The sequence below is a fragment of the Flavobacterium pectinovorum genome (genome assembly GCF_900142715.1).
GTDB lineage: Bacteria > Bacteroidota > Bacteroidia > Flavobacteriales > Flavobacteriaceae > Flavobacterium > Flavobacterium pectinovorum.
This window is the reverse complement of sequence record NZ_FRBX01000006.1, coordinates 21490-47546: the sequence shown is the minus strand read 5'-3', so window position 1 is coordinate 47546 and position 26057 is coordinate 21490. Positions and strand designations below refer to the sequence as shown.

The window sequence follows — 26057 nt, the reverse complement described above, 5'->3', positions numbered from 1 at the left end:
TTAAACCCGACAGGTTTTTAAAACCTGTCGGGTTTGACAATCTATATCTATTTTTCTATAATTATAATTTTTTGAATCTAATTGCTGTTCCTCCAGCGCCGCCTAAATGTAATTTTAGAGAATCTGATGCTTTAACAGTTTTCTTAGAAATTGCAATTTCTGCTGGATTATGTGTTTCATCTGTTCCTACGGCATCAGCATAAATCTGCGCTTCGTAAGTTGCATTTGGATCTAAAAATGATAAAGCAACATTTACATCTCTTGCGTTTTCATTTGTGATTGTTCCTAAATACCAGTCAGCACTGCTTCTGTCTTTACGAACTGTTGTGATATATTGTCCAATTGCTCCTTCTAATACTTTTGTATCTTCCCAATCTGTCGGAACATCTTTTAGGAATTGCAAAGCTGGTTTTCCTTCGTAGTTTTCAGGTAAATCTGCCATCATTTGGATTGGTGCATAAATCGTTACATACAAAGCCAATTGCTGTGCTGCTGTTCCATGCACTCTTTTTCCAGGAAAACCTTGTTTTACCTCAACATCAAAAATTCCAGGTGTAAAATCCATTGGACCTGAAAGCAATCTTGTAAACGGAATAATCGTTAAGTGATTTGGCGGATTTCCTTCGCTCCAGGCGTTATATTCTTGTCCACGTGCTGCTTCTCTCGAAACCATGTTGGGGAAAGTTCTTCTTTCTCCGGTATCTTTTATTGATTCGTGGTATAAAACAGCTAAATCATATTGCGCAGCTTTTTCTAAAATATACCTGAAATAATTCACCCCAAATTGTCCGAAGTGATTTTCTTTCATGTTTAATTTAGAACCTACGTGACCAATTTTAACGGAATGCATTCCTAGTTTTTTGTACAATGCAAAACCTTCGTCAACTTCTTTTAAGTAATTAATCAAGTTTGAACCTGTTTCATGGTAACCAATTAGTGCTACGCCTTTTTTGTTTCCATAATCCACCACTTTTTCTAAGTCGAAATTGTCGGCGCTTTTTGTGAAACTGAACATGTGCATGTGGTTTTCATACCAAGCCGGTGTCCAGCCTTTGTTCCAGCCTTCGATCAATAAATGATGAAATCCTTCTTTTGCTGTAAAATCGATATATTCTTCAGCATGTTTGGTTGTTGCGCCTTGTTTGTCGCTTTCCCAAAATGTATATTTACCAATGTGCATTCCCCACCAGATTCCGAAATATTTGTATGGTTTGAAATAACTTGCTGTGTTTTTTAATTTGTTTGGATCATTCAGATTTAAAATTAAATAAGAAGTAATTAATTCTGATGGATTTTCTCCAATCTGAATCGTTCTCCAAGAAGAGGTAAACGTATCTTTTACACGAACTTTTACACCATCTGCCCACGGCACTAAATCTGATTTTAACTGCGTTCCGGTTGTGTTAACCAAAGTCATACTTGCAAAATCTACTAAATTTGCTTCGTGAAAACTCAATGCTAATCCGCTTTTGCTTTCAATTGTAAGTGGAGTCAAAACAGTATCTAAAGTACTTACTGCAGCATCTTTAAAAAGATATTCGTCGCGGTTTTCTCTGTTTGCCGGAATCCACCATGCTTTTCCATCTTCTTTTAAGTTAAAAGTCGTTTTTTCATCCATAATGAAAATACTGTCTTTTACATTTTGTTTTGGATACACATATCTAAAAGCAATTCCGTCATCAAACGCGCGAAACTGAATTTCAAGTTTACGTTTGTTTCCGCTTTTTTGCTGTAACTGAACAGAAAGCTGATTATAATGGTTTCTGATGTTTTTCTTCTCGCCCCAAACTTGTTCCCAAGTTTCATCAAAAGAAGTATTTTTTACGCTTTTTACTTCAAAGTCAGAACTTAAATTTTCATTTCCTTTTAATAAAAATCCCATGTCTGATGGTGTAATCACTTCGGTTTTTCCGTGAGATACAGCATATTTTGGAGCGTTTTTTACTAACTCAAATTTGATTTTATTCTGCCCGTTTGGCGAAGCCAATTCATAAGCATTTTTATTTTTCTGACTGTATCCGATCGTAATAGAAAGTAATACGGCGGAAAGAACTAGGTTTTTTTTCATGATATTTTTTCTTGAATTCTCAAATAAATCGAATGAAGCGCTCAAAACTTCATCCGATTTAAAACTAAACTAAACTAAAACTTATTTTTATCCTGTTGGGGATGTTTTTTTCACGCAGATTCTGCAGATTTAAGCAGATTTATTTTTTAATCTTTGACTTTTGTTTTGCCACGAATTTCACTAATTTACACTAATTCAAATTCGTGATAATTCGTGCAATTCGTGGCAAACCCTTTTTATTTAACCCACTCCGTTTTAAAAGTGGTTTTTCCGCTTAATGCGTTTGGTGTTACGTCAAATGCACTTCCGTTTTTGTTTACTGTAATTTCCTGAACGGCATCGCCATCCGGTAAAAATACTTTGGCTTTCGCCGAAGTTGTTTTGTCACTTGCGTAAACTTTCAACGTTAATTTACTCCAATCCATGTCTTTTGTAGATTGTGCCAAAGCGATGTGTGGCAATGCAGTTCCATCTTTTACTAAAACTACGATTGGCACTTCACCCGCTTTGATTTTATGCCAGCCGGATTGGTATACTTTTTTAGTTTGGTAATCAATCCATGTTCCTTCCGGAAGATAAACATCTCTTTCTGTAACTTCTTCAAAAAGTGGTGCAACCAACATGCTTGAACCAAATAAATATTCGTTATCAACCAACCAAGCTCCCGGATCATTTGGATATTCTACAAATAAAGCACGCATCATTGGCAATCCTTTTTGAGAACTTTCTTTGGCCTGAGCGTAGATATATGGCATTAATTCGTAACGCATATTATCTGCTTTTCTAAATCCTTCCAAGAAATCTTTGCTGTATAACCAAGGTTCGCGCGGAGGTTCACCGTGGCTTCTTACGTGTGACGTAAACATTCCGAATGGTGCCCATCTTCTGTATAAATTCTCTGGCGATTTTGTTGCAAATCCTCCAACATCATGACTCCAAAAACTGAATCCGCTTAAACCTAATGAAAGTCCTCCACGTAATTCTGCTGACATTGCGCCATTTGTAGTTTCAGCATCTCCACCCCAATGTAATGGATAACGTTGAGATCCTGCCCAGGTACTTCTTGCCCAGATTAAAGTATATCCTTTTTCTTTCTGTGTAATTTCAGCAACTGCTTTATTATATCTTAATGGGTATAAATTGTGTTCGTAAAAACCTGTCCTTCCTGAATGGTAAATTCCGTCTGGCGGTGCAGCTTCTCCAAAATCTACTTTGAAAACAGCAACTCCCTGATCGAATAAATGTTTCAGTTTTCCTTGATACCAGGTTACGGTTTCCGGATTTGAGAAATCAAGAACGGCATCTTCGTACGGAAGATTTCCTTTACGGTCTCTTACCGCTAAGTTTTTGTCCATGATTTCGTTGAACAACGTATTCTTTGGAGTGAAGTAAGGCAATTGCCATAAACAAACCTGAAAACCGTCTTTTTTCAAATCGGTCATCATTTTTTGTGCATCCGGGAAACGGGCTTTTGCAAACTCGTAATTGTTTCTCCAGTCTACATCAAACCAACCTGTATCAAAGTGAATTACATCTGTTGGAATTTTATATTTACGTAAATCTCTTGCTACGTCACGACCTTCTTTTTCAGAAAAATAAGTGATACGGCTCATCCAGAAACCAAATGACCAAAGTGGTGGCATTGCTGCTTTTCCGGTCAAATTGGTGTATTGGTCTAAAACGTCTTTTGGCTCTCCAATAAAGAAAAACAAATCGGCTTCGTCGTCTCCAATATACATTTCGTTGGCACTAGAATAATATCTTCCAAAATCAACCGTAATTGGTGTTGAATGATGCATAAAAACTCCATAACCACGGCTGCTCATATAAAATGGAACCGGTTTGTACATCGTTTCATTCTGAATTCCGTTGGCGTCATCTGCCCATAAAACTACTTTTTGTCCGCGTTTATTGAATTGTGTGAATGATTCTCCACAACCAAATATTTTTTCGTCTGGCTCTAAGCTAAAAGCCGCGCCCATACTTCTTGAATAATCGCTGTTTCTGCGAACGTAAGAAAACGGAAGTGTTGGGGTATATGTGTTTTTAAAATCAGTATCGTGCAATGTACTAGTTAGCAGTTTTCCTTTTTCATCGTAAATTTTTACGTGCCAAGGTTTTACTAAGATTTCGACAACTCCATGTTTGCTGGTGTATTTATGACCTCCTTCAATTTTAGAATATTTCCATAATTCCGGGTGGTTTGGCGCAACACCGTCAACCAGCATCAAAGATTCTTTTTGCGGATGAAACTGTGGTCCTGAAGTAGTTTTGATCCTGATGGTTCTATCAGAAATAAACTGAATCTCAAACGGCAATAAAGGCGAAGCTTCGTATTCTGTTGCAGGAAATTCGTTTGCAGCAACAGAGTCCGGTTTCATCATCATGTTGTTGAAAGCCTGACGTGTTTTATAATTGTATCGCAAATATTTTATTGTCCCTTTTCCTGTAGCAGGATCAAACGCTTTTAGTTCATCGGCAAAATAAAACGTGTTCAGATAATTCTGAAAATCTTTGCTGATATCTATCGGAGCATTTAGCACATCGGCATTTTGAATTTGTGCCGACGCTTTTGGCGAAAGCAATCCAAAACCCATGAATAGAGATAATGAGGCTATCTTTATTTTTTTCATTGTGTGTTTTTTAAGTTTTATTTATTTGTGGTTATTCTGCTGTAATCTATTACTTTATATCCTGCAAGGTTTTCGAAACCTTGTAGGTATTGTGTTGCCATATTCTATGTGTTAATTATACCTACAAGGTTTTGAAAACCTTGCAGGAATGGCAACTAACTATTATTCTGCTGTAATTACAATTGTCGACGGTTTTAATCCATTCGCTTTAGCGGTTAATTCTAATCTTCCGGTTTTATCGCCAGATTGAACAATAACCAGACATTTTCCGTTAAGCGCTGTATGTTTTAAACCTTTGTATGATTCATGACTTACGGGATCTCCGCTTGCAACTCCTACGATTTTTCCATTTCCTTTTAAGGAGAAGTTGATTTCGTTATTGGCAGTTGGAGCTAAAGTTCCTTTTTCATCTAAAATATCTACCGTTACAAATGAAAGATCATTTCCGTCTGCCTTTATTGTACTTCTATCTGCTGTCAGTTTTAAGTTTGATGGATTTCCGGCTGTTTTGATTTCTTTTTCTAAAACAACTTTTCCGTCTTTACGAGATACCGCTTTTAGAGTTCCAGGTTGATATGGAATTCTCCACATTACGTGTAAATCATCTCCTTTTTTGCTTCTGATTCCAACTGATTTTCCGTTAAGGAAAAGTTCAACCTCATCCGCTTTATTATAATACGCCCAAACATCAACGGTTTGTCCGGCTTTCCAGTTCCAATGTGGGAAAATATGCAGCACCGTTTTATCTGTCCATTCACTTTGGTACATATAATAAACATCTTTCGGGAAACCAGCTAAATCTACAATTCCGAAATAGGAACTGATTGACGGCCATTCGTAAGGAGTTGGTTCTCCGATATAATCGAAACCTGTCCAGATGTACATTCCAGAAAGAAAATCGTGTTTTTTAATGACTTTCCACGTTGCTTCGTGCGTTGAACCCCAAGGTGTTTGCACCTGATCGTAAGCTGAAACGGTGTTGCCCGGATTTCCTTCTGTAAATTTAAGATCCCATCTTACTGGCCATTTTTTTATAGTATCTGAAACGGCATCATAATAGCCTCTTGTCTGTAATCCAGAGGTTGTTTCTGTGGCAATGAAAGGAACTCCGGGGAAATTCTTTTTATGATGTTCATACGTTTGATGCGCATAATTGTAACCAATTAAATCCAAAACGCCAGATGCGGCAAGTGGATTAATTTGAACATTATTCTTTTCGAATTGTAACGTTACGTCATCAATATTCATATTTACCGGCGGATTCATCGCTGCGGTCAACGGACGTGTTTTGTCGTATTGACGTGTAATGGCTGCTAATTCTTTGGCAATTGCCACACCGTTTTCGTTCCATTGTTCCGGAATTTCATTCCCGATACTCCAAACAAAAATACTTGGATGATTACGGTCACGCAGCAATTGATCTACTAAATCTTTTTTGTGCCATTTGTCCCAATCGTTTCCGTAATCGTATTTGGTTTTGGTTTGTTTCCACATGTCGAATGCTTCATCCATAACAATGAAACCCATTTTGTCACAAAGATCAAGAAGTTCCGAAGCGGGAGGATTATGTGAAGTCCTGATTCCGTTTACGCCCATTTCTTTCATGATTTCCAACTGGCGTTCGATGGCACGCGTGTTGATTGCAGATCCTAACGGACCTAAATCGTGATGTAAACAAACTCCTTTTATTTTTACCTGTTTTCCGTTAAGGATAAAACCTTTATCAACATCAAACTTAAAATCTCTGATTCCGAAATTGGTTTTGTATTGATCTACAATCTTATCGTCTACCGAAATTTCTGTAACTGCTGTATACAATTCAGGTTTTTCAACTGACCATAAAACTGGTGTTTCAACCTGAGTTTCTTGTTTGATAGTTTGATTGGCATTTGCACCAATGGTTATATTTTGTGTAACGGATGTTACTTTGGTATCTTCTTTAAAAATAGTAGTTGTTACTGTTGCTTTTTTTGAAGCCGGATATTTATTCTCAATCGTAGTTTCAAAATTTACCGAAGCTTTTTCGGCAGTAACTTTTGGAGTTGTAACGTAAGTTCCCCAATTTGCTACATGTAATTTATCGGTGGTTTCGATCCAGACATTTCTAAAAATTCCTGATCCTGAATACCAACGTGAATTGGGTTGTTTTGAATTGTCAACCTTTACAATAATTTCATTGTTTTTATCTCCGTAATTTAAGTATGGCGACATGTCATATTGAAAACCAATATATCCATTAGGACGTTTTCCTAAATAATGTCCGTTTATCCAAACTTCACTGTCTTTGTAAACACCATCAAAGGTAATTGATATAGTTTTACTACTATCAGAAGCATTTATTTTAAAAGTTTTCTTATACCATCCTAAACCTCCATTCAATGCACCGCCCCCATATCCAGCGGGACTTTTTTCATCAAATTTTCCTTCAATGCTCCAATCATGCGGTACGTTTAGGGTTCTCCATTTGGTTGAAGTCCCAATAGTATCTTTATCTGTTAGACTATCATTTAGATGAAAACTCCAATCTGAATTAAAAGAAACTTTGCGGTTCACAAAAGTGTCTTCTTTTTTGCTGCAAGAACCAAAAAGAATTATCGTTACTAATGTTAATAAGGAAAGTGGACTGCTTAAATTCTTTCTTTTACGCATTGGTATTATTTTTTGTTTGGAAATTGAAGATAGAAATAAAATGATTGCTTTATTTCTTAGAAAATAATTTAAGTCTCAGTTTTAAAGAACGTTACAAACGATTTTAAAACTGAGACTATAGAATTAAATAATTAAGGCTTTGGCTTGTAGTGGAAAACGATTTGTGCTTTTCCTTCACCAGTTCTGCTTTGATCGCGTACTACTGACAAACGTAAAGAAGTTTCTGTAAGTTCAACAACATGTACATTTGTCCAGTTACTTGCATCACCATAATAATCACCACCATAAAGTAACTCAACACCTTTGCTAAATGCAATTTTATTATTTGCCATATCAAAAGTAAAAAGTCCGGTTTTAGTAGTTTTATCGTTAGTTGCCAGCGCTGTTTGCGTTACATAGGTATTATATCCTCCATTTAAGTTAAAATGTATTTCTCCCCAATCTTTGTTTGGCATCACCCAGCTATTACTTGCATAATCAGGATACCAGTTCCAGTTGTCTCCGCTTGTAGCCGGGAAATCTAAACCTGCCCAACCGATCGGACTGCTCATATCTAAAACCCATGTCTTACCATTTACACCATTAGCCAGCATATTCCATCTTGGGTCACTAAAATAGCTTTCATCATTTTGCAATACGTCAACTACTACAGGTGCAGCATCTACAGAACCTCCTCTTGTGTAAGCTGTAAAATAAATATTGTATTTACCCGCAAAAGGTAAAGTAACCTGATCATTACTTTTATTAGAATGCCCGATCTCACTGCCATTAGCATCTATAAATTTCCAGTACGGAATTACCGTTGGATCATCACTTTTTAGTGTGACAACATTTGGATTTTCAGTTGTTGGCTGCACTGAAAATTTTAGTGTTTCAGGCGTTAAGGTTACTGCTGGCAAGCTCTCACGATCTTCTACAGGCTCGCATGAAAATAACAATGAGCCTATGGTTACTGCAGCTATTACTATATATAATATACGTTTCATAATCATTTGTTTTTTAGTTAATTCCAACCTGGATTTTGTGTAATAGTACCGTTTGAAAGTACAATTTGTGATTGCGGTAACGGGAACCAGCCTAAAGTTTCTGGTCTAAAAGTTACAGCAAATTGAGATCCTGCCGGATTTTTTTCAATCGCAGTTTTAGCAACCGTCATATCTTGTCTGATTAAGTCAAAATAACGTTGTCCTTCAAGAGCTAATTCTAAACGACGCTCTTCCATGATATTTTCTTTATTCGCAGTTTTACGATTTGTAGTATTTTTAAAGGCACGATCACGAACCTTGTCTAAATCTGACTGCGCTAATGCTAAATTTGATTCTAAATTTAATTCGGCAGCCATAAGCAATACATCCGCATAACGAATAATAGCATAATCCTGATAGTTATCAATTTGGAAATTTCCTCCATTTGTTTCTACAATCGCAACTCCTGCTGCATCTGTAATTGGGCAATATTTTTTCCATGAATACCCTGTGTACTGACGTTGCTCTCTGGCTTCCGGATCAAAATCTAAACCTTCTTCCTCATAAGCAATAATTGTTGCATCTCTACGTGTATCTCCCGATTCATATGCTGCATACAATAATGGATTAACTGTTGCTCCTCCCCATCCTGTAGCATATTTATTACCAACACTTCCACCACGTGGTGCAATATTTACCTGAAAACGGTTTCCTTCGTGTAAGTCCCAGCTTCCTTTTCCTGAACCATTAAAACGAACAGCCCAAACCATTTCTGTATTATCTTCTCCTGCAAAGTTTGCGAAAGATGCAGCTAACCAAAGATTAGCAAAATCCGAAACCAATCCGTGTCCACTATTGCTTACCACATCATTAATATATGTTGTAGCTTCTGCTTTATTAATGACACCTGCTAAATCAGGTTTTTCATAATAATCAGTGTAAAACAAAAATGTTCTTGCTAAATAAGCTTCTGCAGCCCACTTTGTGATACGTCCGTAATTTGCATTTCCTGGTTTTGAATAATTCTCAGGCCCTAAATTATCTGCAGCAAATTTTAAATCATTTGCAATTAATGCATAAGTAACTTCGGCAGATTGTCTTGGTAATTGAAACTCACTTGTTGTTACAGTGTGATCTAGTGGAATTATTTCTCCAAACATTTTTGCTGCCTGAAAGTGAAAGTGCGCTCTTAAAAAACGAGCTTCAGCTTCGTATTGTGTTTTCAGGGCAGTTTGAGATCCCCAGTTTACTTTATCAAGATTTTCTAATAAAATATTAGCTCTGTAAATTCCTAAATAAGAGTTTGTCCAGATAAGTGCGTTCATATCTTTATCTGTAGTATATAAAAAGCGGTCCCATTCTAAATCTACAGTTGGATCTGCGATACCAAAACCTCCATAACAATCATCAGATGCCTGCTCGCTTACAATTAATTGTGTACCATAAGCTTCTCTTTGCAATACATCATAAACAGCTACCAATCCTTCAAAAGCGTCAGATGGCGTTTTATAAAAATTGTCTGTTACCTTATCTGTATAAGGCTCATTTTCTAAAAAATCTTCCGAACAAGCTCCTAAAACCAATAAGCTTGAAAGCGCAAATAATTTTATATATGTTTTCATCGTTTTCATAAATTAAAAGTTAACATTAAGACCCATCATATACGTTCTTGGCTGTGGATAAAATCCAACATCAATTCCTCTTGCCCATTCTTGTCCTACAGTAGTATTTCCGAAACCAATTTCCGGGTCCATACCTTTATATTTTGTGAAAGTGTAAAGGTTATTAGCAGCAACATACAATCTGAATTTGCTAAAGAAATTTAACTTGTTTGTTAATTTTGTCAAATCACATCCGATAGTAATATTCTTAATTCTGAAGAAATCAGAATCCTGAACATATAAATCTGAGAATTTAGTATAGTTTCCATTAGGATCTGTTCCGTAAGTTACTCTTGGTGTTGTGTTAGAAGTTCCTTCAGAAGTCCATCTGTTTAAAACTTCGGTTGTGTTGTTTGTATAAGCACGAGTATAATCATGAATTCCAAAAACGTTTTGACCACCTGCAGATCCGTAAGTATTAACCGTTAAGTCAAATGCTTTGTACGATAAATCAAAATTAACTCCATACGTATAATCAGGATTTGGGTTACCAACTTCTGTTTTATCATTGGCATCAATTTGTCCGTCTTTGTTTAAATCAACAAAACGAACGTCTCCAGGTTGTGCATTTGGCTGAACTCCCGCTGCAACTTCTGCTGCATTTTGAAAAATACCAGCTGTTTTTAAACCGTAGAAATATCCCATTGGTTTACCAACTTCAACACGGTTCATCTCGTCTAAACCTTGAAACAATAAGTTAGATTCTCCGTGAATAATTCCTTCGTTGTTTGCAATTCTAAGTACTTCATTTTTATTATGAGAAACGTTTGCATTGATACCAAAATTCCAGTTTCCGAAACTTTTACGATATGCTACTGCAACCTCAAAACCTTTGTTGCTTACGTCTCCACCATTAACATAAGGTGCAGAAGCTCCGGCATAAGTTGGAATAGAAGCCAATACTAACCAATCTTTTGTTTTTTTGTCGTAATAATCAAATGTCAAACTAAAATTAGTAAACAATGTAGCATCAAAACCGAAATCTAATTGCTCTGAAGTTTCCCATTTTAAGTTAGGATCTGAAAGCTGGTCAGGGCTTGAACCTACTAGTAAAGTTTCGTCTCCTGTACCAAAATGATATGTTTTGTCTTTTGAGCTAATTGTTGACATGTAAGCAAATGTTCTTGAGAACTGATCGTTACCATTTTGTCCCCAGCTCGCTCTAAGTTTAAATGTATTTACAACTGCATTTTCTTTAAAGAAAGCTTCGCGGTCTAAATTCCAACCTGCAGAGAATGAAGGGAAAATTGCATATTTATTATTTGGTCCAAATTCTGAAGATCCATCTCTACGTACTGTTGCAGAAAATAAATATTTGTTGTTGTAGTCGTATAACATACGTCCAAAGTAAGATTGGATTGCATAATCTTTACGATTTCCTTTTACCACATTTGATGTTGGATCTTTAGCATTATCTAAATAAGCATGTTCAAAATCAGTAAAAATTAAATTTCTACCCTGACCTTCCATATAATCTGCAGTATTCTTTTTTGCTGAAGTACCTACCAAAAAGTCGAAATTATGTGCTCCTGCAATTGTAGTTTTATATTGAAGTGTGTTTTCAAAAATCCATCCTAAACTTTTAGTTCCGCTTTGTGTAACACTTGAAACTGTATTGTTATCACTTGAAGATAAAGAATAAACAGGTCTGAAAGAACGGTAATTACTATCTGTCATATCAACACCATAACTTGTTCTGAAAGTAAAATCTTTAAGGAATTTTAATTCTGCAAAAATATTCCCAACATAACGATTTACCTTAGTCTGGTTGAAGTTATTGTAATAAAGTGAACCAACCGGGTTACTCACGTCTGCAGAAATAGTTGATTTAGCAAAATTTCCATCAGCATCGTAAGCCGCGTCAATTGGAGCAGCGTTTAAGAAACTTCTAATTCCGTTGCTGTAAATACCATCATCTGCAACTCCACTAGATTTTGTATTTGATAAAGTGAAGTTTTCTCCAATTTTCAAATGATTTTCGATTACTTCTGAAGTTGAATTCACACTAAAAGTAATACGATCGTATTGAGACTGGCTGTTTGCACCACCAATCATACCTTCCTGACCATAGTATGAAATACCTGTAGCAATAGTCGATTTTTTATCACCACCTGTAATCAAAAGAGAGTGATTTTGTTTCATTGCTCCTTCATTAAACAAATCATCCTGCCAATCGTGATTTGGCAATGCTGCAACCTGAGCTGGCGTGTATAATGGCGTAAGCCCAGAGTTTACACGAGCTTCATTCATGATTGTCGTATATTCCTGTGTATTCATCAAATCAAGTTTTTTAGCAACTTGCTGAAAACCTGTATAAGAATTAAATGACACATTCATTTTTCCGTCTTTACCTTTTTTAGTTGTAACTAAGATAACTCCATTTGCTGCTCTTGCTCCGTAGATTGAAGCCGCAGAAGCATCTTTAAGTACATCGACCCTTTCGATAACCGAAGGATCAAGATAGGAGATTCCGTTATCAACAACAACACCATCTACCACATAAAGCGGATCACTTTTTCCTGCTGTACCGGCTCCACGAATGTTAACCACCATGTTAGCGCCCGGTTGTCCTGAAGATGAAGTAACGTTTACCCCAGATGCCTGACCTTGCAAAGCATTGGTAACATCAAGACTCGCAACCTGCTGAATATCTTTTCCAGATACAAGTGAAGTGGCTGCTGTATTTACCTTTTTCTTTTGTGTACCGTAACCAATAACTACAATTTCTTTTAGTTCTGCAGTTTCAGCCTGCATGGTTACATTTATTTTTTTATTTTCTCCAACAGTGATTTTTTGTGTTTTATACCCCATAAAACTAAATACCAGTACATCACCGGTCTTCGCTTCAATTTTGTATAATCCATCAAAATCAGTGGCAGTACTTGTCTTAGTTCCCTGTACCAAAATAGTGGCACCTGGAACTCCCATGTTATCATCTGCCGAAATAACATTTCCGCTTACAAACTTGGATTGCTCTTGGGCAAAACCAGATTGTATCATAAATAAGCTAAGCAATAATGCCATGTAATATGGCAGCATTGTTGTTTTTATACAATATTTGCTTTTCATAATAATTAAGAATTGGTTTAAATTTATAGTTAGTTACCTTATAATTTAATATTAGTATGCATTCGAAATAATTTGTTCGAATAATTCTTGTCTACCACTTAATGGTTGAGGTTCTCCGCTTGCACGGGCAATTTTGCTAAGATCTTCAAGAGACAATTCTCCTTTTTCAAACTTGGCTCCGTTACCACCGTCAAACGAACTGTAACGCTGTGTGCGTAATTTTCTGTAATCTGTATTTTGTAAAATTTGATCTGCGCAGATTAATCCTCTTGCAAAAACATCCATTCCTGAAATGTGCGCAATGAATTTATCTTCTAAATCGATTGAATTTCTTCTCACTTTAGCATCAAAGTTTACTCCACCGCCTTGTATTCCGCCACCTTCAAGGATAACCAACATAGCTTGTGTTACTTCCTGAAGATTGATTGGGAATTGATCTGTATCCCAACCGTTTTGGTAATCTCCGCGGTTAGCATCAATACTTCCTAACATTCCGGCATCAACAGCAACCTGCAATTCATGTTCGAAAGAATGTCCGGCAAGTGTTGCGTGGTTTACTTCTAAGTTTAATTTGAAATCGTTTTGAAGTCCGTATTTATTAATGAAACCTAATGAAGTCGCTGCATCATAATCATATTGATGTTTTGTAGGTTCCATTGGCTTTGGTTCGATAAGGAAGTTTCCTTTAAAACCTTCTTTACGGGCATAATCTTTACAAGTATTCAAGAATTTTCCCAAGTGGTCTAATTCTCTTTTCATGTCTGTATTTAACAAACTCATATATCCTTCACGACCTCCCCAGAAAACATAATTTTCTCCACCAAGAGCGATAGTAGCATCGATAGCAATTTTTGCCTGAGCACCTGCATAAGCCAAAACATCAAAGTTTGGATTTGTCGCTGCACCGTTCATATAGCGCGGATTGCTGAATAAATTTGAAGTTCCCCACAACAATTTAATTCCAGATTCCTGTTGTTTTTGTTTTGCATATTCAACCATTGTTTGAATACGAGTTTCAAATTCTGCCAAGGTTGGCGCGTCATCCACAACATCAACATCATGAAAACAATAATATGGCAAACCTAATTTTGTCATGAATTCAAAAGCTGCATCCATTTTGTCTTTAGCTCTTAAAATCGCGTTTTCATTTTTATCCCATGCAAAAGTTTCAGTCGAAGCTCCAAACGGATCTCCACCTGTATTACATAGCGTATGCCAGTAAGCCATTGAAAAACGTAAATGTTCTTTCAAAGTTTTTCCTGCAACGACACGATTTTCATCGTACCATTTAAAAGCTAACGGATTGTCACTTTCTCTGCCTTCGAACTTAATTGTATCGATGTTTTTAAAATATTGATTGGTAGTGCTCATTATTATTGTTCTATTTTAATTTGATTTTTCCATTCCTGATAGAAATCCTGATATTGTGAAGTCAGGACTTTGTTGGGTTCAATTCGGTCTAAACACTGCAATCCTGAAAAAGCTTCGTCAAGCGAATTGTAATATCCTAATCCGTAAGCGGCGCCTCTTGCAGCACCTTCTGCTCCCGAAGTATTGTATAATTCTAAAGTAGTTTGGGTTGTATTAGTAAAGATTTCCCTGAAAACCGGACTTAAAAATAAGTTCGAATTTCCTGCACGAACCACAGTTCCGGAAACGCCAACTTCTTTCATCACATCAAAACCGTAGTTCATCGCAAACACGATTCCTTCGCAGGCCGCGCGCACCAAATGTGATGGCTGATGAATATTGAAATTTAAATTCTGAATTCCTGATGTTGCATTTTTATTATTGAAAATACGTTCAACACCATTTCCGAAAGGATAAAAACGAAGTCCGTTGCTTCCCGCCTCAACTTTTGCAGCTTCCGCATTTAGTTTTTCGTAGGCGATTAAATCAGCTCTGTCAACAGACATGATTTTGCGAAGCCATTGGTATAAAATTCCAGAACCGTTGATGCACAGCATTACACCATTTTTCTTTTCGGTTTCTGTATTGTTAACGTGTAAAAAAGTATTGATTCTGTTTTGTTTGTCATAAGCATCCTGATCGCTTACTGCATAAACAACTGCAGATGTTCCGGCTGTTGTAGCAATTTCACCAGGTTTTAAAACATTTAATGACAATGCATTATTTGGCTGGTCTCCTGCGCGATACGTAATTTTTACATCAGGATTTAATCCTAATTCCTGAGCAATTTCAGAATGTACTGTAGCCTGAATTCCGAAGTTTGAAACAATTTCAGGAACGATATCCGAAGACAATCCCATTTGAGAAAGGATTTCAGTTGCCAATTTTCCTTCTGAAAAATTCCATAAAGCTGCTTCTGATAATCCTGAAGTACTAATTTGAGCCACTTTTGATAATTTCGCAGCAATAAAATCGCCCGGAAGCATCATGTATTTTGCTTTTGCGAAAATTTCTGGCTGGTTCTCTTTTACCCATTTTAGTTTTGAAGCCGTAAAATTTCCCGGACTTCCTAAAATTTGTTTTTGGCAGTTTTCGGCACCAATTTGAGCATACACTTCATCCCCAATAATAGCAGCGCGGCTATCGCACCATATAATCGAAGAACGAACCGGATTCAAATTTTCATCGGTTAAAACCAAACCATGCATTTGATACGCAATTCCAATTCCGGCAATTTTCCTTAAATCGATATTAGATTTAGCACCCAATTGTTTAATTCCGTCTTTTACATATTGCCACCATGACTCCGGATCTTGTTCTGCCCAGCCAAATTGTTGTGCGATAATTGGCATTTCAAAATCTGGAACGCTTACTGCGCCAATAGTCGTTCCTTTCTCAGGATCGAAAACTGATAATTTTATTGAAGAGCTTCCTAAATCAATTCCTAAAAAAAACATTTGTGGTACTTTTTAATTAGTTATAGATTTGTCCTTTTTAAACTTATAGTCAAACTGAACTTATCTTATGGTTATTTTGACTACAAGTGTAAAACATTTTTTCTATATTAACAAAATATTAGATGTTTTTTTTGGCTATTCAGATAAATTGATGTTCATTTTTACAGATACAACAAAAAATGAATTAAAAGTGAAATAAAAATTGTCAAAAAAATAACGAATTATGAATTTGACAATCAGACGTTTAAGAATTAGAATTTGAAAGTTGAAAAATTATCAATTAAATAAGACACTGATTACCAGAAAATTGTTACGTTAAAAAAAATATAAAGCTTTTACGAAGGCAATTATTCATTTTATTTATTTAATTTGTCAAAATTTTATAGCATATGGTTAAAAATGTAGAGGATAATTCAGTTTTGAAGAACGAACAAACTGCAATGAATGCAATCACGATTGACTGTGTAATATTTGGTTTTGATAAAGGAAGTTTAGAAGTACTTTTGGTACAGCACGGAGAAGGGATTAGTAAAGGAAAATGGGGACTTCCCGGAGGATGGATTTATAAAAAAGAAAGTACAGATAACGCCGCACATCGTTTGTTGAATGAACTTACCGGTCTTGATAATATTTATCTTGAGCAGTTAAAAGCGTTTGGCGACCCCGATCGTTTCCCGCTTCGACGCGTTATTACGATTGGTTATTATGCTTTGGTAAAACGCGAAGATTACAATATTAAAGCAGGTTTTACAGCATCTGATGCTAAATGGTATAAAATAAATAATATTCCGGATTTGATTTATGATCATAATGAAATCCTGTCCTATAGTTTAAAACATCTTCAAAACAGAGTTCGCCAGGCACCACTTGGATTTAATCTTTTGCCTGAAAAATTTACTTTACTGCAATTAATGCATTTATATGAAGAAATTTTAGGAATCGAAATGGACAAATCTAATTTTCGCAGAAAAATTCTTCACATGAAATTACTGGTTGCTTTAGATGAAAAACAACAAGATGTCTCGCACAGAGCCGCAAAATTGTATAAGTTTGATCCTGATATTTACAAAAAACTGACTGAAAAAGGATTTAACTTTGAATTTTAATGGCTTTTTCTTCTTCTCAAAATATTTCTGAAACGAATACCAATATAACTGCAGATAAAAAAACAGTTATACATGGCATCACGATTGACTGTGTTATTTTTTCTTTCGATAAAAAAAACCTTGAAGTACTTTTGGTACAACATGCCGGAGGAGCAAGTGTTGGAAAATGGGGACTTCTGGGTGGAGATTTATATTTAGACGAAAGTATTGATAATGCTGCCCTTCGAATAGTATATGAATTGACCAGTCTTGACAACATTTATCTGGAACAACTAAAAGCTTTTACGGATCCGGATCGTGTAAAAAGTACAAGAGTTGTAACTGTTGGTTATTATACTTTGCTCAATAGGGAAGATTATGATATTAAAGCCAGCATTTCTGTAATTGAAGCCAAATGGTATAAAATTAAAGACATTCCGGATTTGATTTTTGACCACAACGAAATTCTCGAATTTAGTTTGATGCAATTGCGTAATCGTGTTCGCCAGGCCCCAATTGGTTTTAATCTTTTGCCGGAGAAATTCACTCTTTTGCAGTTAATGCATCTTTACGAAGAAATATTAGGAATTGAATTAGACAAATCCAACTTTCGCAGAAAAATTCTGCACATGAAATTATTAGTTGCGCTTGATGAAAAACAAAAAGACGTTTCGCACAGAGCTGCAAAACTGTATAAATTTGATCCTGAAATCTACAAGAAACTGACCGAAAAAGGTTTTAATTTTGAATTTTAAAAGTAATTTTAAAACGCAGATTCTAACAATCAGAGATCTTCATTCCAGAATCCAAAACTTTGCGCTATCTTTGCCCCTTAATAACACGCTCTAAAGCAATTGCCCAAGAGTAAATTTATACCCGGAATTACTTAAACTCGTATAGAGAATTGATATTATAAAATGAAGAAGATACGTAACTTTTGCATTATTGCACACATTGACCACGGTAAAAGTACATTGGCAGACAGATTATTGGGAGCCACACAAACCGTTACAGCTCGTGAAGAAAAAGCACAATTGCTTGACAACATGGATCTGGAGCGCGAGCGTGGAATTACTATTAAAAGTCACGCCATTCAAATGGAATATACTTATAAGGGAGAAGAATATATTTTAAATTTAATTGACACTCCTGGTCACGTTGACTTTTCATACGAAGTTTCTCGTTCGATTGCTGCCTGCGAAGGTGCGCTTTTGATTGTTGATGCTGCACAAAGTATTCAGGCACAAACGATTTCAAATTTATATCTTGCTTTAGAAAATGACCTGGAAATTATTCCGGTTTTGAATAAAGTAGATTTACCAAGTGCTAATCCTGAAGAAGTTAGTGATGATATTATCGATTTATTAGGATGTAAATTGGAAGATATTATTCATGCTTCGGGAAAAACAGGTTTTGGTGTTGAGAATATCTTAGCTGCCATTATTGAAAAAATCCCGCCTCCATCAGGAAATATTGATGAGCCTTTACAAGCTTTGATATTCGATTCACACTATAATCCGTTTCGTGGAATCGAAGTTATTTTTAGAGTTGTAAACGGGCAAATCAAAAAAGGGCAAAAAATTAAATTCATGGCTACCGGCAATGAATATTTTGCTGACGAAATTGGAACTTTAAAATTAAATCAGGTTCCTAAAAACGTAATTTCTGCTGGTGATGTTGGTTATTTGATTTCCGGAATTAAAGAAGCGAAAGAAGTAAAAGTTGGTGATACTTTAACGGATGCAAAAACGCCAACCACAAATATGATTACGGGTTTTGAGGATGTAAAACCAATGGTTTTCGCCGGAATTTATCCTGTTGATACTGAAGATTATGAAGATTTGCGTTCTTCAATGGAGAAATTGCAATTGAATGATGCTTCGTTAGTTTTTACACCTGAAAGTTCTGCAGCGTTAGGATTTGGTTTCCGTTGTGGATTCTTAGGAATGCTTCACATGGAAATTATCCAGGAACGTCTAGAACGTGAGTTTGATATGACTGTAATTACTACAGTTCCTAACGTTTCGTATTTGGCTTATACTAAAAAAGAACCAGAAGTTCCATTTGTTGTAAATAATCCTTCAGACTTACCTGAACCTTCTCGTTTAGACCGAGTTGAAGAACCTTATATTAAAGCTACAATTATTACAAAAGCTGATTTCGTAGGAAACGTAATGAGTTTATGTATCGAAAAACGTGGTCAAATTACCAATCAAACATATTTAACAACAGAACGTGTTGAATTGAATTTTGACATGCCTCTTGCTGAGATTGTATTCGATTTTTATGATCGTTTAAAAACAGTTTCTAAAGGTTATGCTTCTTTTGACTACTCTCCTATCGGAATGAGAACGTCGAAATTAGTAAAACTGGATGTTCTTTTGAATGCTCAAACGGTTGATGCGCTTTCTGCATTGATTCACGAAGACAATGCTTATAACATCGGTAAAAAAATGACCGAGAAATTACGCGAATTGATTCCGAGACAGCAATTTGATATTCCGATTCAGGCTGCAATTGGGGCAAAAATTATCGCTCGTGAAACGATTAAAGCACTTCGTAAAGACGTTACCGCAAAATGTTACGGTGGAGATATTTCGCGTAAGCGTAAATTACTTGAAAAACAGAAAAAAGGTAAAAAACGTATGAGACAAGTTGGAAACGTTGAAATTCCGCAAGAAGCTTTTATGGCTGTTTTGAAACTTAACGATTAGATTTTTATTTTAGACAGAAGAAGCAAGAATAAAGAGAATAGAATATAGATGAACCCAATGACGAAAGTTGTTGGGTTTTTTGTTTGTTTTTATTGGAGATTTTATTGTAATATAATTAAGAAACTGAGCACTGCATGGCTTTACCTTACATATAAATTACAAAACCTCATGCAAAAGTGGCTTCTTAAGGCTAAAAAACACATCAGTAAAAACTTATAAAAAATGCGATTTTTAACTCTATAGCTTTGAATTTTAATTCATATGATTTTGGTTGATTAATGTTTTAAGAGAAAAAATATAACTTTAATCTTACAAACATTAAAAGCTTTTATTATGAAAACGAAATTTTTATTTATTTTATCGTTGTTGACTTTTTCATTTGCAAATGCGCAACAAGTCGAAGCTGAAGAAGAAATGAACTCGGCAAAAGGCATCACTTTTCAAAATGGTGATATGTTCCTCGAAGGTTCTATTAAAATTAGTACTGGCGGAGAAGAAGATTATTATGGTTTTAGTCCAAAATTTGGTTACTTTTTGAATGATAAATTCGCCGTGGGAGCAAAAGTAGATTATGCCAGCATTGAAGAAGAAGCGACTGACACCAAAACAAATGTGTTTGGAGTTGGGGCATTTGCCAGATATTATTTTCTGGAACTGGACAAAAAACGTTTTAAAGCATTTGGAGAAGCAGGCTTAGGATTCGGAAGAAATAAGACTGAAGTTTTGGGAGTTGAAGATACTGATAATAGTATTACAGCTGATCTTACTGTAGGTCTTAACTACTTTGTTACCAAAAACATTGCGGTAACTTTTACTCTTGCCAATGTTTTATCGTACAACAGTGTCTCACCTGAAAACGGACCATCATCAGATACTTTTAACCTGAACATTAATTTATTTGAAAATATTTTTGATCAGCCACAATTTGGATTGTTATACAGATTTTAATGCTTAATTAGTTTCGGACATTTAGTTTATAGCATTAAAATTTAATCTTGAAGATGTAAAAACATCAAAACAAAAACCCGATAATTCGTTATCGGGTTTTTTGTTGCAATTTTTTAGAAAAATAATGTTATCCATAAGAATATTCTCTTTTTAAATGTAGTTTCAAATTGCGAATATTTTTTAACCGATAAATCTGTCCTAATTTGGAACATCTTTTTTATTTCTTTAAACTTTGAACCTTTGTATCTTTGAACCTCTGAACCTCTGAACCTCAAAAGAAAAAAATGGACGAAACTCCAAAACGATTTGACCGAATTGTCGCTATCCTGATTCAATTGCAATCTAAAAAAATTGTAAAAGCTCAGGAATTGGCCGATCGTTTTGACTGTAGTTTGAGAACGATTTACAGAGATATTCGAACTTTGGAAGCATCGGGAGTTCCTATTTACAGTGAAGCCGGAGTTGGTTATGCTTTAATGGAAGGTTACAGATTACCGCCTGTAATGTTTACGCGTGAAGAAGTAAGCAGTTTTATTGCTGCCGAAAAACTCATGCAGAAATTTACAGATCCTTCTTTGGGAAATCATTACGCATCAGCAATGTACAAATTGAAATCGGTTTTGAGAAGTAATGACAAAGACTGGCTTTCGAATATTGAATCGAGGGTTGTGATGCAAACTGCAGAACCCATGTTTAACGATAATTCGCCTAATACGCTGGCGGTTCTTTTTGAAAGTATTGCCGAGAAAAAGCAAATTTTGTTATCCTATAAAACCTTTGATAAAGAAGAAGTAACGCAGCGAAATATTGAACCCGTTGGCGTTTTTCACGACCATAATAATTGGTATTTTCTGGGTTATTGCCATTTGCGAAAAGACTACAGACAATTTCGAACCGATAGAATTCAGGCAATAAAAAAAACAGACTGTGATTTTACGATCGAACATGATTCATTAGAAACATATTTAAATAAAACAGAAACAATTCCAACGACGAAAGTTAGAATTTTGATTGAAAAGAAAATTGCAAGATATCTTGTAACCGAAAAAAAATATCACGGTTTTGTTTCAGAAAAAGAAGTGGACGGGAAAATTGAAATGACTTTTATGTCCAGCAGTGTAGACAATGGTTTTCCGCGGTGGTTTTTAATGTTTGGAGATTATGCCACAATATTAGAGCCTGAAAGCCTTAAAACTAGAACTTTAGAATTATTAGAAGTCAACAGAAAAAGACTTTTATAAAAAAACTCCCGAGAGAATATCTTCGGGAGTTTTTTATTTTATTGCTGAGTTTTCACAACATTATAAAAGTTATAATCTGTATTTGAGGCATCTGTAATTCCGATGTTTCTTCCCATTGTTACAATCTGACCTCTGTGATAAGTGCCGTGATTAATGACCTGAAGTAAATAATCAGAAATTGGAAGCTCACATTCAAACCAGGGATTAATGATTTTAACTTTTTTTACCAAATCTTCTTCTGACAATGAATTAATATAATCGGCCAATTTTTTAGATGAATTTAATAAACCTGAAAAGATTTCTTCTTTAGACAATTCACTTTCCGGTTTCTTTTCTAATAAAGAAGTTTCAGAAATAACAGAAAACCAATATTCTTCTGTCGACCAAATATGATCGAGTGTTTTCATAATAGTCGAAAAACTCGAAGGCACTTCTGCATAAAGCATTTCATCAGATTTCAGCGAAAGCCAATTCACGAATTGTTGATTTACCCATAAATTGTAATCTGCATAATTGGACATTATATTTTTTAAGCTCATGGTCAATAATTTTAGATTTGTTCAATAAAGTTATAATATAAAATTTGTCTAATTATCTTTCCCAGAAAAAAGGGGGCTCAATGCCTAAAGCTCTTAGGTACACATAACCTTGTCCGCGATGATGTACTTCATTATCAATAAAATATAAAATATTCTGAATTACCGGAAATTCATATTGACCAAAAAGATTAAAATTTTCATTAAAATCTTCTATCGAAAGTTTTTGCCAATACTCGTTAATTTCTGCAGTTGCTTGATCCCATTTTTCAAGATATTGTGCTTTAAAAACTAATTTTTCTGAATCCTCAGCAAATGGTTTTGTTTCTTTAGTCACGATTCCTTTTAAACCCGGAACCGCAATGGCTAAAAGTTCATCGGCTAATTTTGCAAAAGGTCGCATTCCTGCAATAGAAAATTCAAAAAAGTCTTTTTCAGGAAAAGCTTCAATTACACGACGCGTAAGAGCGCGGTGACCTTGCCAATGTTTCAATAAATCTTCTGGAGTAATTACCTGGGCTGCTAATGTTTTCATGATTTTAAAGTTTTAATTATTTAATACTTCAAAATTATTAAGGGTTGGTGACAACAGTTTGTCAACAGGAAATAAAAAAATAGAAAAATTTCTATTTTTTTATTTCCGTAGAGACGCATTTGTAGAGACGCACAGCAGTGCGTCTCACACAACGTAACCTCATTTTATTCCGTTATGCCAAACCCGACAGGTTTTAAAAACCTGTCGGATTTAGTATTGCGTTTACGATGTGTAATAAATTGTGGTTACTTGGCGGAAGACGCACTGCTGTGCGTCACTACAATTTAGACGATATAGATTGTGGAAAACATCTGTTTCTTTAAATATTATTATTGAAAATTATTTACCTCAGAACCAAACCCGACAGGTTTTAAAAACCTGTCGGGTTTGGTATTGCGTTTACGATGTGTAATAAATTGTGGTTACTGTGCGGGAGACGCACTGCTGTGCGCCTCTACGATTTAGATAGACGATATAGATTGTGGAAAACATCTGTTTCTTTAAATATTATTATTGAAAATTTATTTATTCTCTGTGCCAAACCCGACAGGTTTTTAAAACCTGTCGGGTTTAGTATTGCGTTTACGATGTGTAATAAATTGTGGTTACTGTGCGGGAGACACACTGCTGTGCGCCTCTACGATTTAGATCGACGATATAGATTGTGGAAAATATCTGTTTCTTTAAATATTATTATTAAAAATTATTTACCTCAGAGCCAAACCCGACAGGTTTTTGAAACCTGTCGGGTTTAGTATTGCGTTTACGATGTGTAATAGATTGTGGTTACTGTTCGGGAGACGCACTGCTGTGCGCCTCTACGATTTAGATCGACGATATAGATTGTGGAAAACATCTGTTTCTTTAAATATTATTTTTAAAATTTATTTATCTGCGAGCCAAACGAAACTCATAATTCATAACTAATAACTTATAACTAAATTACCTATTCTTCAACCATTCAAATAAACGATTGGCATCTTCAAATTTAAATAATTGTGTGCCTTCATTCATTGTTGCGGCAGATCCGCAGGCGACGCCCCAGCGAATTACTTCTTTCAGGTTTTTATTTTGAGATAATGCCCAAACCATTCCGCCCACCATACTATCTCCTGCTCCAACGGTACTTTTTTTAGCCACATTGGGTGCCGGAACAAAATCACAACTATCTTTTGTGACTAAAACTGCTCCTTGCGGACCAAGGGAAACCACTACAATTTCTGCTCCGCCGTTGGCAATGATTTTTTTAGCCGCATCATCAACTTCTTCCATCTCCAGACGTTCAACGCCTATTAGTTTTGCCAGTTCACCAACATTTGGTTTTATGAGATATGCTCCCGTTTCTAAAACTTTCTTTAATGCTTCGCCAGAAGTATCTACAACTAATTTTGAGTTTGATGTTTTTGCTATTTCAGCTATTTTTTGATAAAAATCATCAGACAATCCTTCATTTAGGCTTCCGCTTGCAACCAGAAATTTTGGCTTTAAATTCGAAATTGTTTCTAAAATTCCCTCAACTTCTGAATCTTCCAAAACATCACCCGAAAATCCAAAGCGATATTGCGAGTTTGTATGATCATCAACGGCAATAAAATTTTCTCTTGTTGCTGTTTTGGTTTCGATTACTTCAAAATCTATCTTTTCTTCTGTAACCAAATCTTTTAGCATTTCTCCAACTGGTCCGCCTGCTGTAAAAACGGCTAATGAATTTCCGCGTAAGCGAGAAATTGCTTTAGAAACATTTATTCCGCCACCGCCTGCGTCAAATTGAGGGTCTTTGCATCTTATTTTTTGTTCTGCAATTAAGCCTGAAAAGTGAGTGCTTTTATCTACAGAAGGATTTACAGTTAGTGTAACTATATCAAATGATTTCATGTTTTCTGTTTTTTAATTCTCTTAAAGATCCGAAAAAAATGTCAATTTTAGTATCCTATTATTAATGGAACCAAAGTGATTCTCATTAAAATAAGCCAAAACCTTTGCTCCCGAAGCTTCGGGATTGTACCTTTGTAGCATAAAAACATTGGAACTTAGAAAAAATGATCGAAGATAAAAATCCGCAACGTACCAGTTTAGCGCAATTAGGCGAGTTTGGCCTGATTGAACATTTAACCAAAAATTTTGATGTTACACAAGAATCTACTTTAAAAAGTATAGGCGATGATGCCGCGGTTCTTGATTTTAAAGATAAAAAAGTAGTTATTTCTACCGATTTATTAATTGAAGGCGTACATTTTGATTTGGCTTATATGCCATTAAAACACTTAGGTTACAAAGCTGTCGTGGTAAATGTGTCTGATATTTGTGCGATGAATGCCAAACCAACGCAAATAACGGTTTCTGTAGCTGTTTCTAATCGTTTTCCACTAGAAGCCCTGGAAGAATTATTTGAAGGCATTACACACGCTGCAAAAGAATATAAAGTTGATGTTATTGGCGGAGATACAACCTCATCTCAAAAAGGATTAATTATTAGCATTACTGCTATCGGTGAAGCTAATGAAGATGAAATTGTTTATAGAAATGGAGCCAAACAAACTGATTTGCTTGTTGTAACGGGTGATATTGGAGCTGCTTATATGGGATTGCAGGTTTTGGAGCGCGAAAAACAGGTTTTTCAGGTTAATCCAAACAGTCAGCCGGATTTAGATCCTTATACCTATTTGGTAGAACGTCAATTAAAGCCGGAAGCCCGAAAAGATGTTCGTACTTTATTGCATGCTCTTGAAATTAAGCCAACTTCGATGATTGATATTTCTGATGGATTATCTTCAGAAATTATTCATTTGTGTAAACAATCAAAAGTGGGTTGTAATTTATATGAAGATAAATTGCCGCTTGATCCTCAATTTATTTCGACTTGTGAAGAATTCAATATTGACAGCACAACGGTTGCGATCAATGGCGGAGAAGATTATGAATTGTTGTTTACGATTGACATTAATGATTTTGACAAAATAAAAGGAAATCCAAACTTTTCAATCATTGGCCACATGGCTGATGAAAGTGAGGGAATAAATCTGGTTACACGCGCAAACACTCAAATTCCTTTAAAAGCTCGTGGCTGGGATGCTTTGAGCGAGTAA

Annotated in this window: 17 protein-coding genes; 6 read left to right on the top strand and 11 right to left on the bottom strand. The window is 35.5% G+C overall.

Features of this window, described 5'->3' with window-relative positions; translation table 11 throughout:
* Positions 1-61: 61 nt before the first annotated feature.
* The 8 genes from BUE22_RS18905 to BUE22_RS18870 all read right to left on the bottom strand — a co-directional run bounded on the left by BUE22_RS18905 (position 62) and on the right by BUE22_RS18870 (position 15912).
* Positions 62-2068, bottom strand: coding sequence for a glycoside hydrolase family 97 protein (locus BUE22_RS18905; RefSeq protein WP_073397412.1), 2007 nt, complete (start codon positions 2066-2068; stop codon positions 62-64).
* Positions 2069-2304: 236 nt separating this feature from the next.
* Positions 2305-4701, bottom strand: a complete 2397-nt coding sequence (locus tag BUE22_RS18900) for a glycoside hydrolase family 31 protein (protein ID WP_073397410.1) — start codon at positions 4699-4701, stop codon at positions 2305-2307.
* Positions 4702-4863: 162 nt separating this feature from the next.
* On the bottom strand, positions 4864-7350 hold the full coding sequence (locus BUE22_RS18895) for a glycoside hydrolase family 2 TIM barrel-domain containing protein (protein ID WP_073397409.1): 2487 nt from the start codon (positions 7348-7350) through the stop codon (positions 4864-4866).
* Between the two features lie 131 nt (positions 7351-7481).
* A complete protein-coding gene (locus tag BUE22_RS18890; RefSeq protein ID WP_073397835.1) occupies positions 7482-8336 on the bottom strand; it encodes a hypothetical protein in 855 nt (284 codons plus the stop codon).
* 17 nt (positions 8337-8353) lie between these two features.
* Complete coding sequence (locus BUE22_RS18885; RefSeq protein ID WP_073397833.1) at positions 8354-9937, bottom strand: RagB/SusD family nutrient uptake outer membrane protein; 1584 nt, start codon at positions 9935-9937, stop codon at positions 8354-8356.
* Positions 9938-9949: 12 nt separating this feature from the next.
* The gene (locus tag BUE22_RS18880) at positions 9950-13045 is read right to left on the bottom strand and encodes a SusC/RagA family TonB-linked outer membrane protein (protein ID WP_073397407.1); all 3096 of its coding nucleotides are present in this window, start codon (positions 13043-13045) and stop codon (positions 9950-9952) included.
* Positions 13046-13096: 51 nt separating this feature from the next.
* Positions 13097-14416 (bottom strand): xylose isomerase, encoded by a 1320-nt coding sequence (gene xylA, locus BUE22_RS18875; protein ID WP_073397406.1) that lies wholly within the window; start codon positions 14414-14416, stop codon positions 13097-13099.
* A gap of 2 nt (positions 14417-14418) precedes the next feature.
* Positions 14419-15912: a xylulokinase gene (locus tag BUE22_RS18870; RefSeq protein WP_073397404.1), complete on the bottom strand. Its 1494-nt coding sequence runs from the start codon at positions 15910-15912 to the stop codon at positions 14419-14421.
* A gap of 389 nt (positions 15913-16301) precedes the next feature.
* Between BUE22_RS18870 and BUE22_RS18865 the strand changes: the two genes are divergently transcribed.
* The 5 genes from BUE22_RS18865 to BUE22_RS18845 all read left to right on the top strand — a co-directional run bounded on the left by BUE22_RS18865 (position 16302) and on the right by BUE22_RS18845 (position 21900).
* Complete coding sequence (locus BUE22_RS18865) at positions 16302-17018, top strand: NUDIX hydrolase (RefSeq protein ID WP_042562950.1); 717 nt, start codon at positions 16302-16304, stop codon at positions 17016-17018.
* Positions 17018-17752: an NUDIX hydrolase gene (locus BUE22_RS18860; protein WP_073397403.1), complete on the top strand. Its 735-nt coding sequence runs from the start codon at positions 17018-17020 to the stop codon at positions 17750-17752. Before BUE22_RS18865 ends, BUE22_RS18860 begins: the two co-directional genes overlap by 1 nt.
* A 162-nt stretch (positions 17753-17914) precedes the next feature.
* Complete coding sequence (gene lepA, locus BUE22_RS18855) at positions 17915-19711, top strand: translation elongation factor 4 (RefSeq protein WP_073397401.1); 1797 nt, start codon at positions 17915-17917, stop codon at positions 19709-19711.
* A gap of 333 nt (positions 19712-20044) precedes the next feature.
* Positions 20045-20659 carry an outer membrane beta-barrel protein gene (locus BUE22_RS18850; protein ID WP_042562953.1) on the top strand — a complete coding sequence of 205 codons (615 nt, stop codon included), beginning with the start codon at positions 20045-20047 and terminating at the stop codon, positions 20657-20659.
* A 284-nt stretch (positions 20660-20943) separates the two neighbouring features.
* Entirely contained in the window at positions 20944-21900 is a 957-nt protein-coding gene (locus BUE22_RS18845; protein ID WP_073397399.1) for a helix-turn-helix transcriptional regulator, read from the top strand.
* Positions 21901-21938: 38 nt separating this feature from the next.
* Here the strand turns inward: BUE22_RS18845 and BUE22_RS18840 are convergent, their stop codons facing one another.
* From BUE22_RS18840 to BUE22_RS18830, 3 genes are all read right to left on the bottom strand, one after another.
* Positions 21939-22439 (bottom strand): DinB family protein, encoded by a 501-nt coding sequence (locus BUE22_RS18840; RefSeq protein WP_073397397.1) that lies wholly within the window; start codon positions 22437-22439, stop codon positions 21939-21941.
* Positions 22440-22491: 52 nt separating this feature from the next.
* Positions 22492-22971, bottom strand: coding sequence for a DinB family protein (locus BUE22_RS18835; RefSeq protein ID WP_073397395.1), 480 nt, complete (start codon positions 22969-22971; stop codon positions 22492-22494).
* A gap of 942 nt (positions 22972-23913) precedes the next feature.
* Positions 23914-24846, bottom strand: coding sequence for a 1-phosphofructokinase family hexose kinase (locus BUE22_RS18830; protein WP_073397393.1), 933 nt, complete (start codon positions 24844-24846; stop codon positions 23914-23916).
* A gap of 164 nt (positions 24847-25010) precedes the next feature.
* Here BUE22_RS18830 and thiL point away from each other — a divergent pair, with 164 nt between their 5' ends.
* Positions 25011-26057, top strand: a complete 1047-nt coding sequence (gene thiL, locus BUE22_RS18825) for a thiamine-phosphate kinase (RefSeq protein WP_073397391.1) — start codon at positions 25011-25013, stop codon at positions 26055-26057.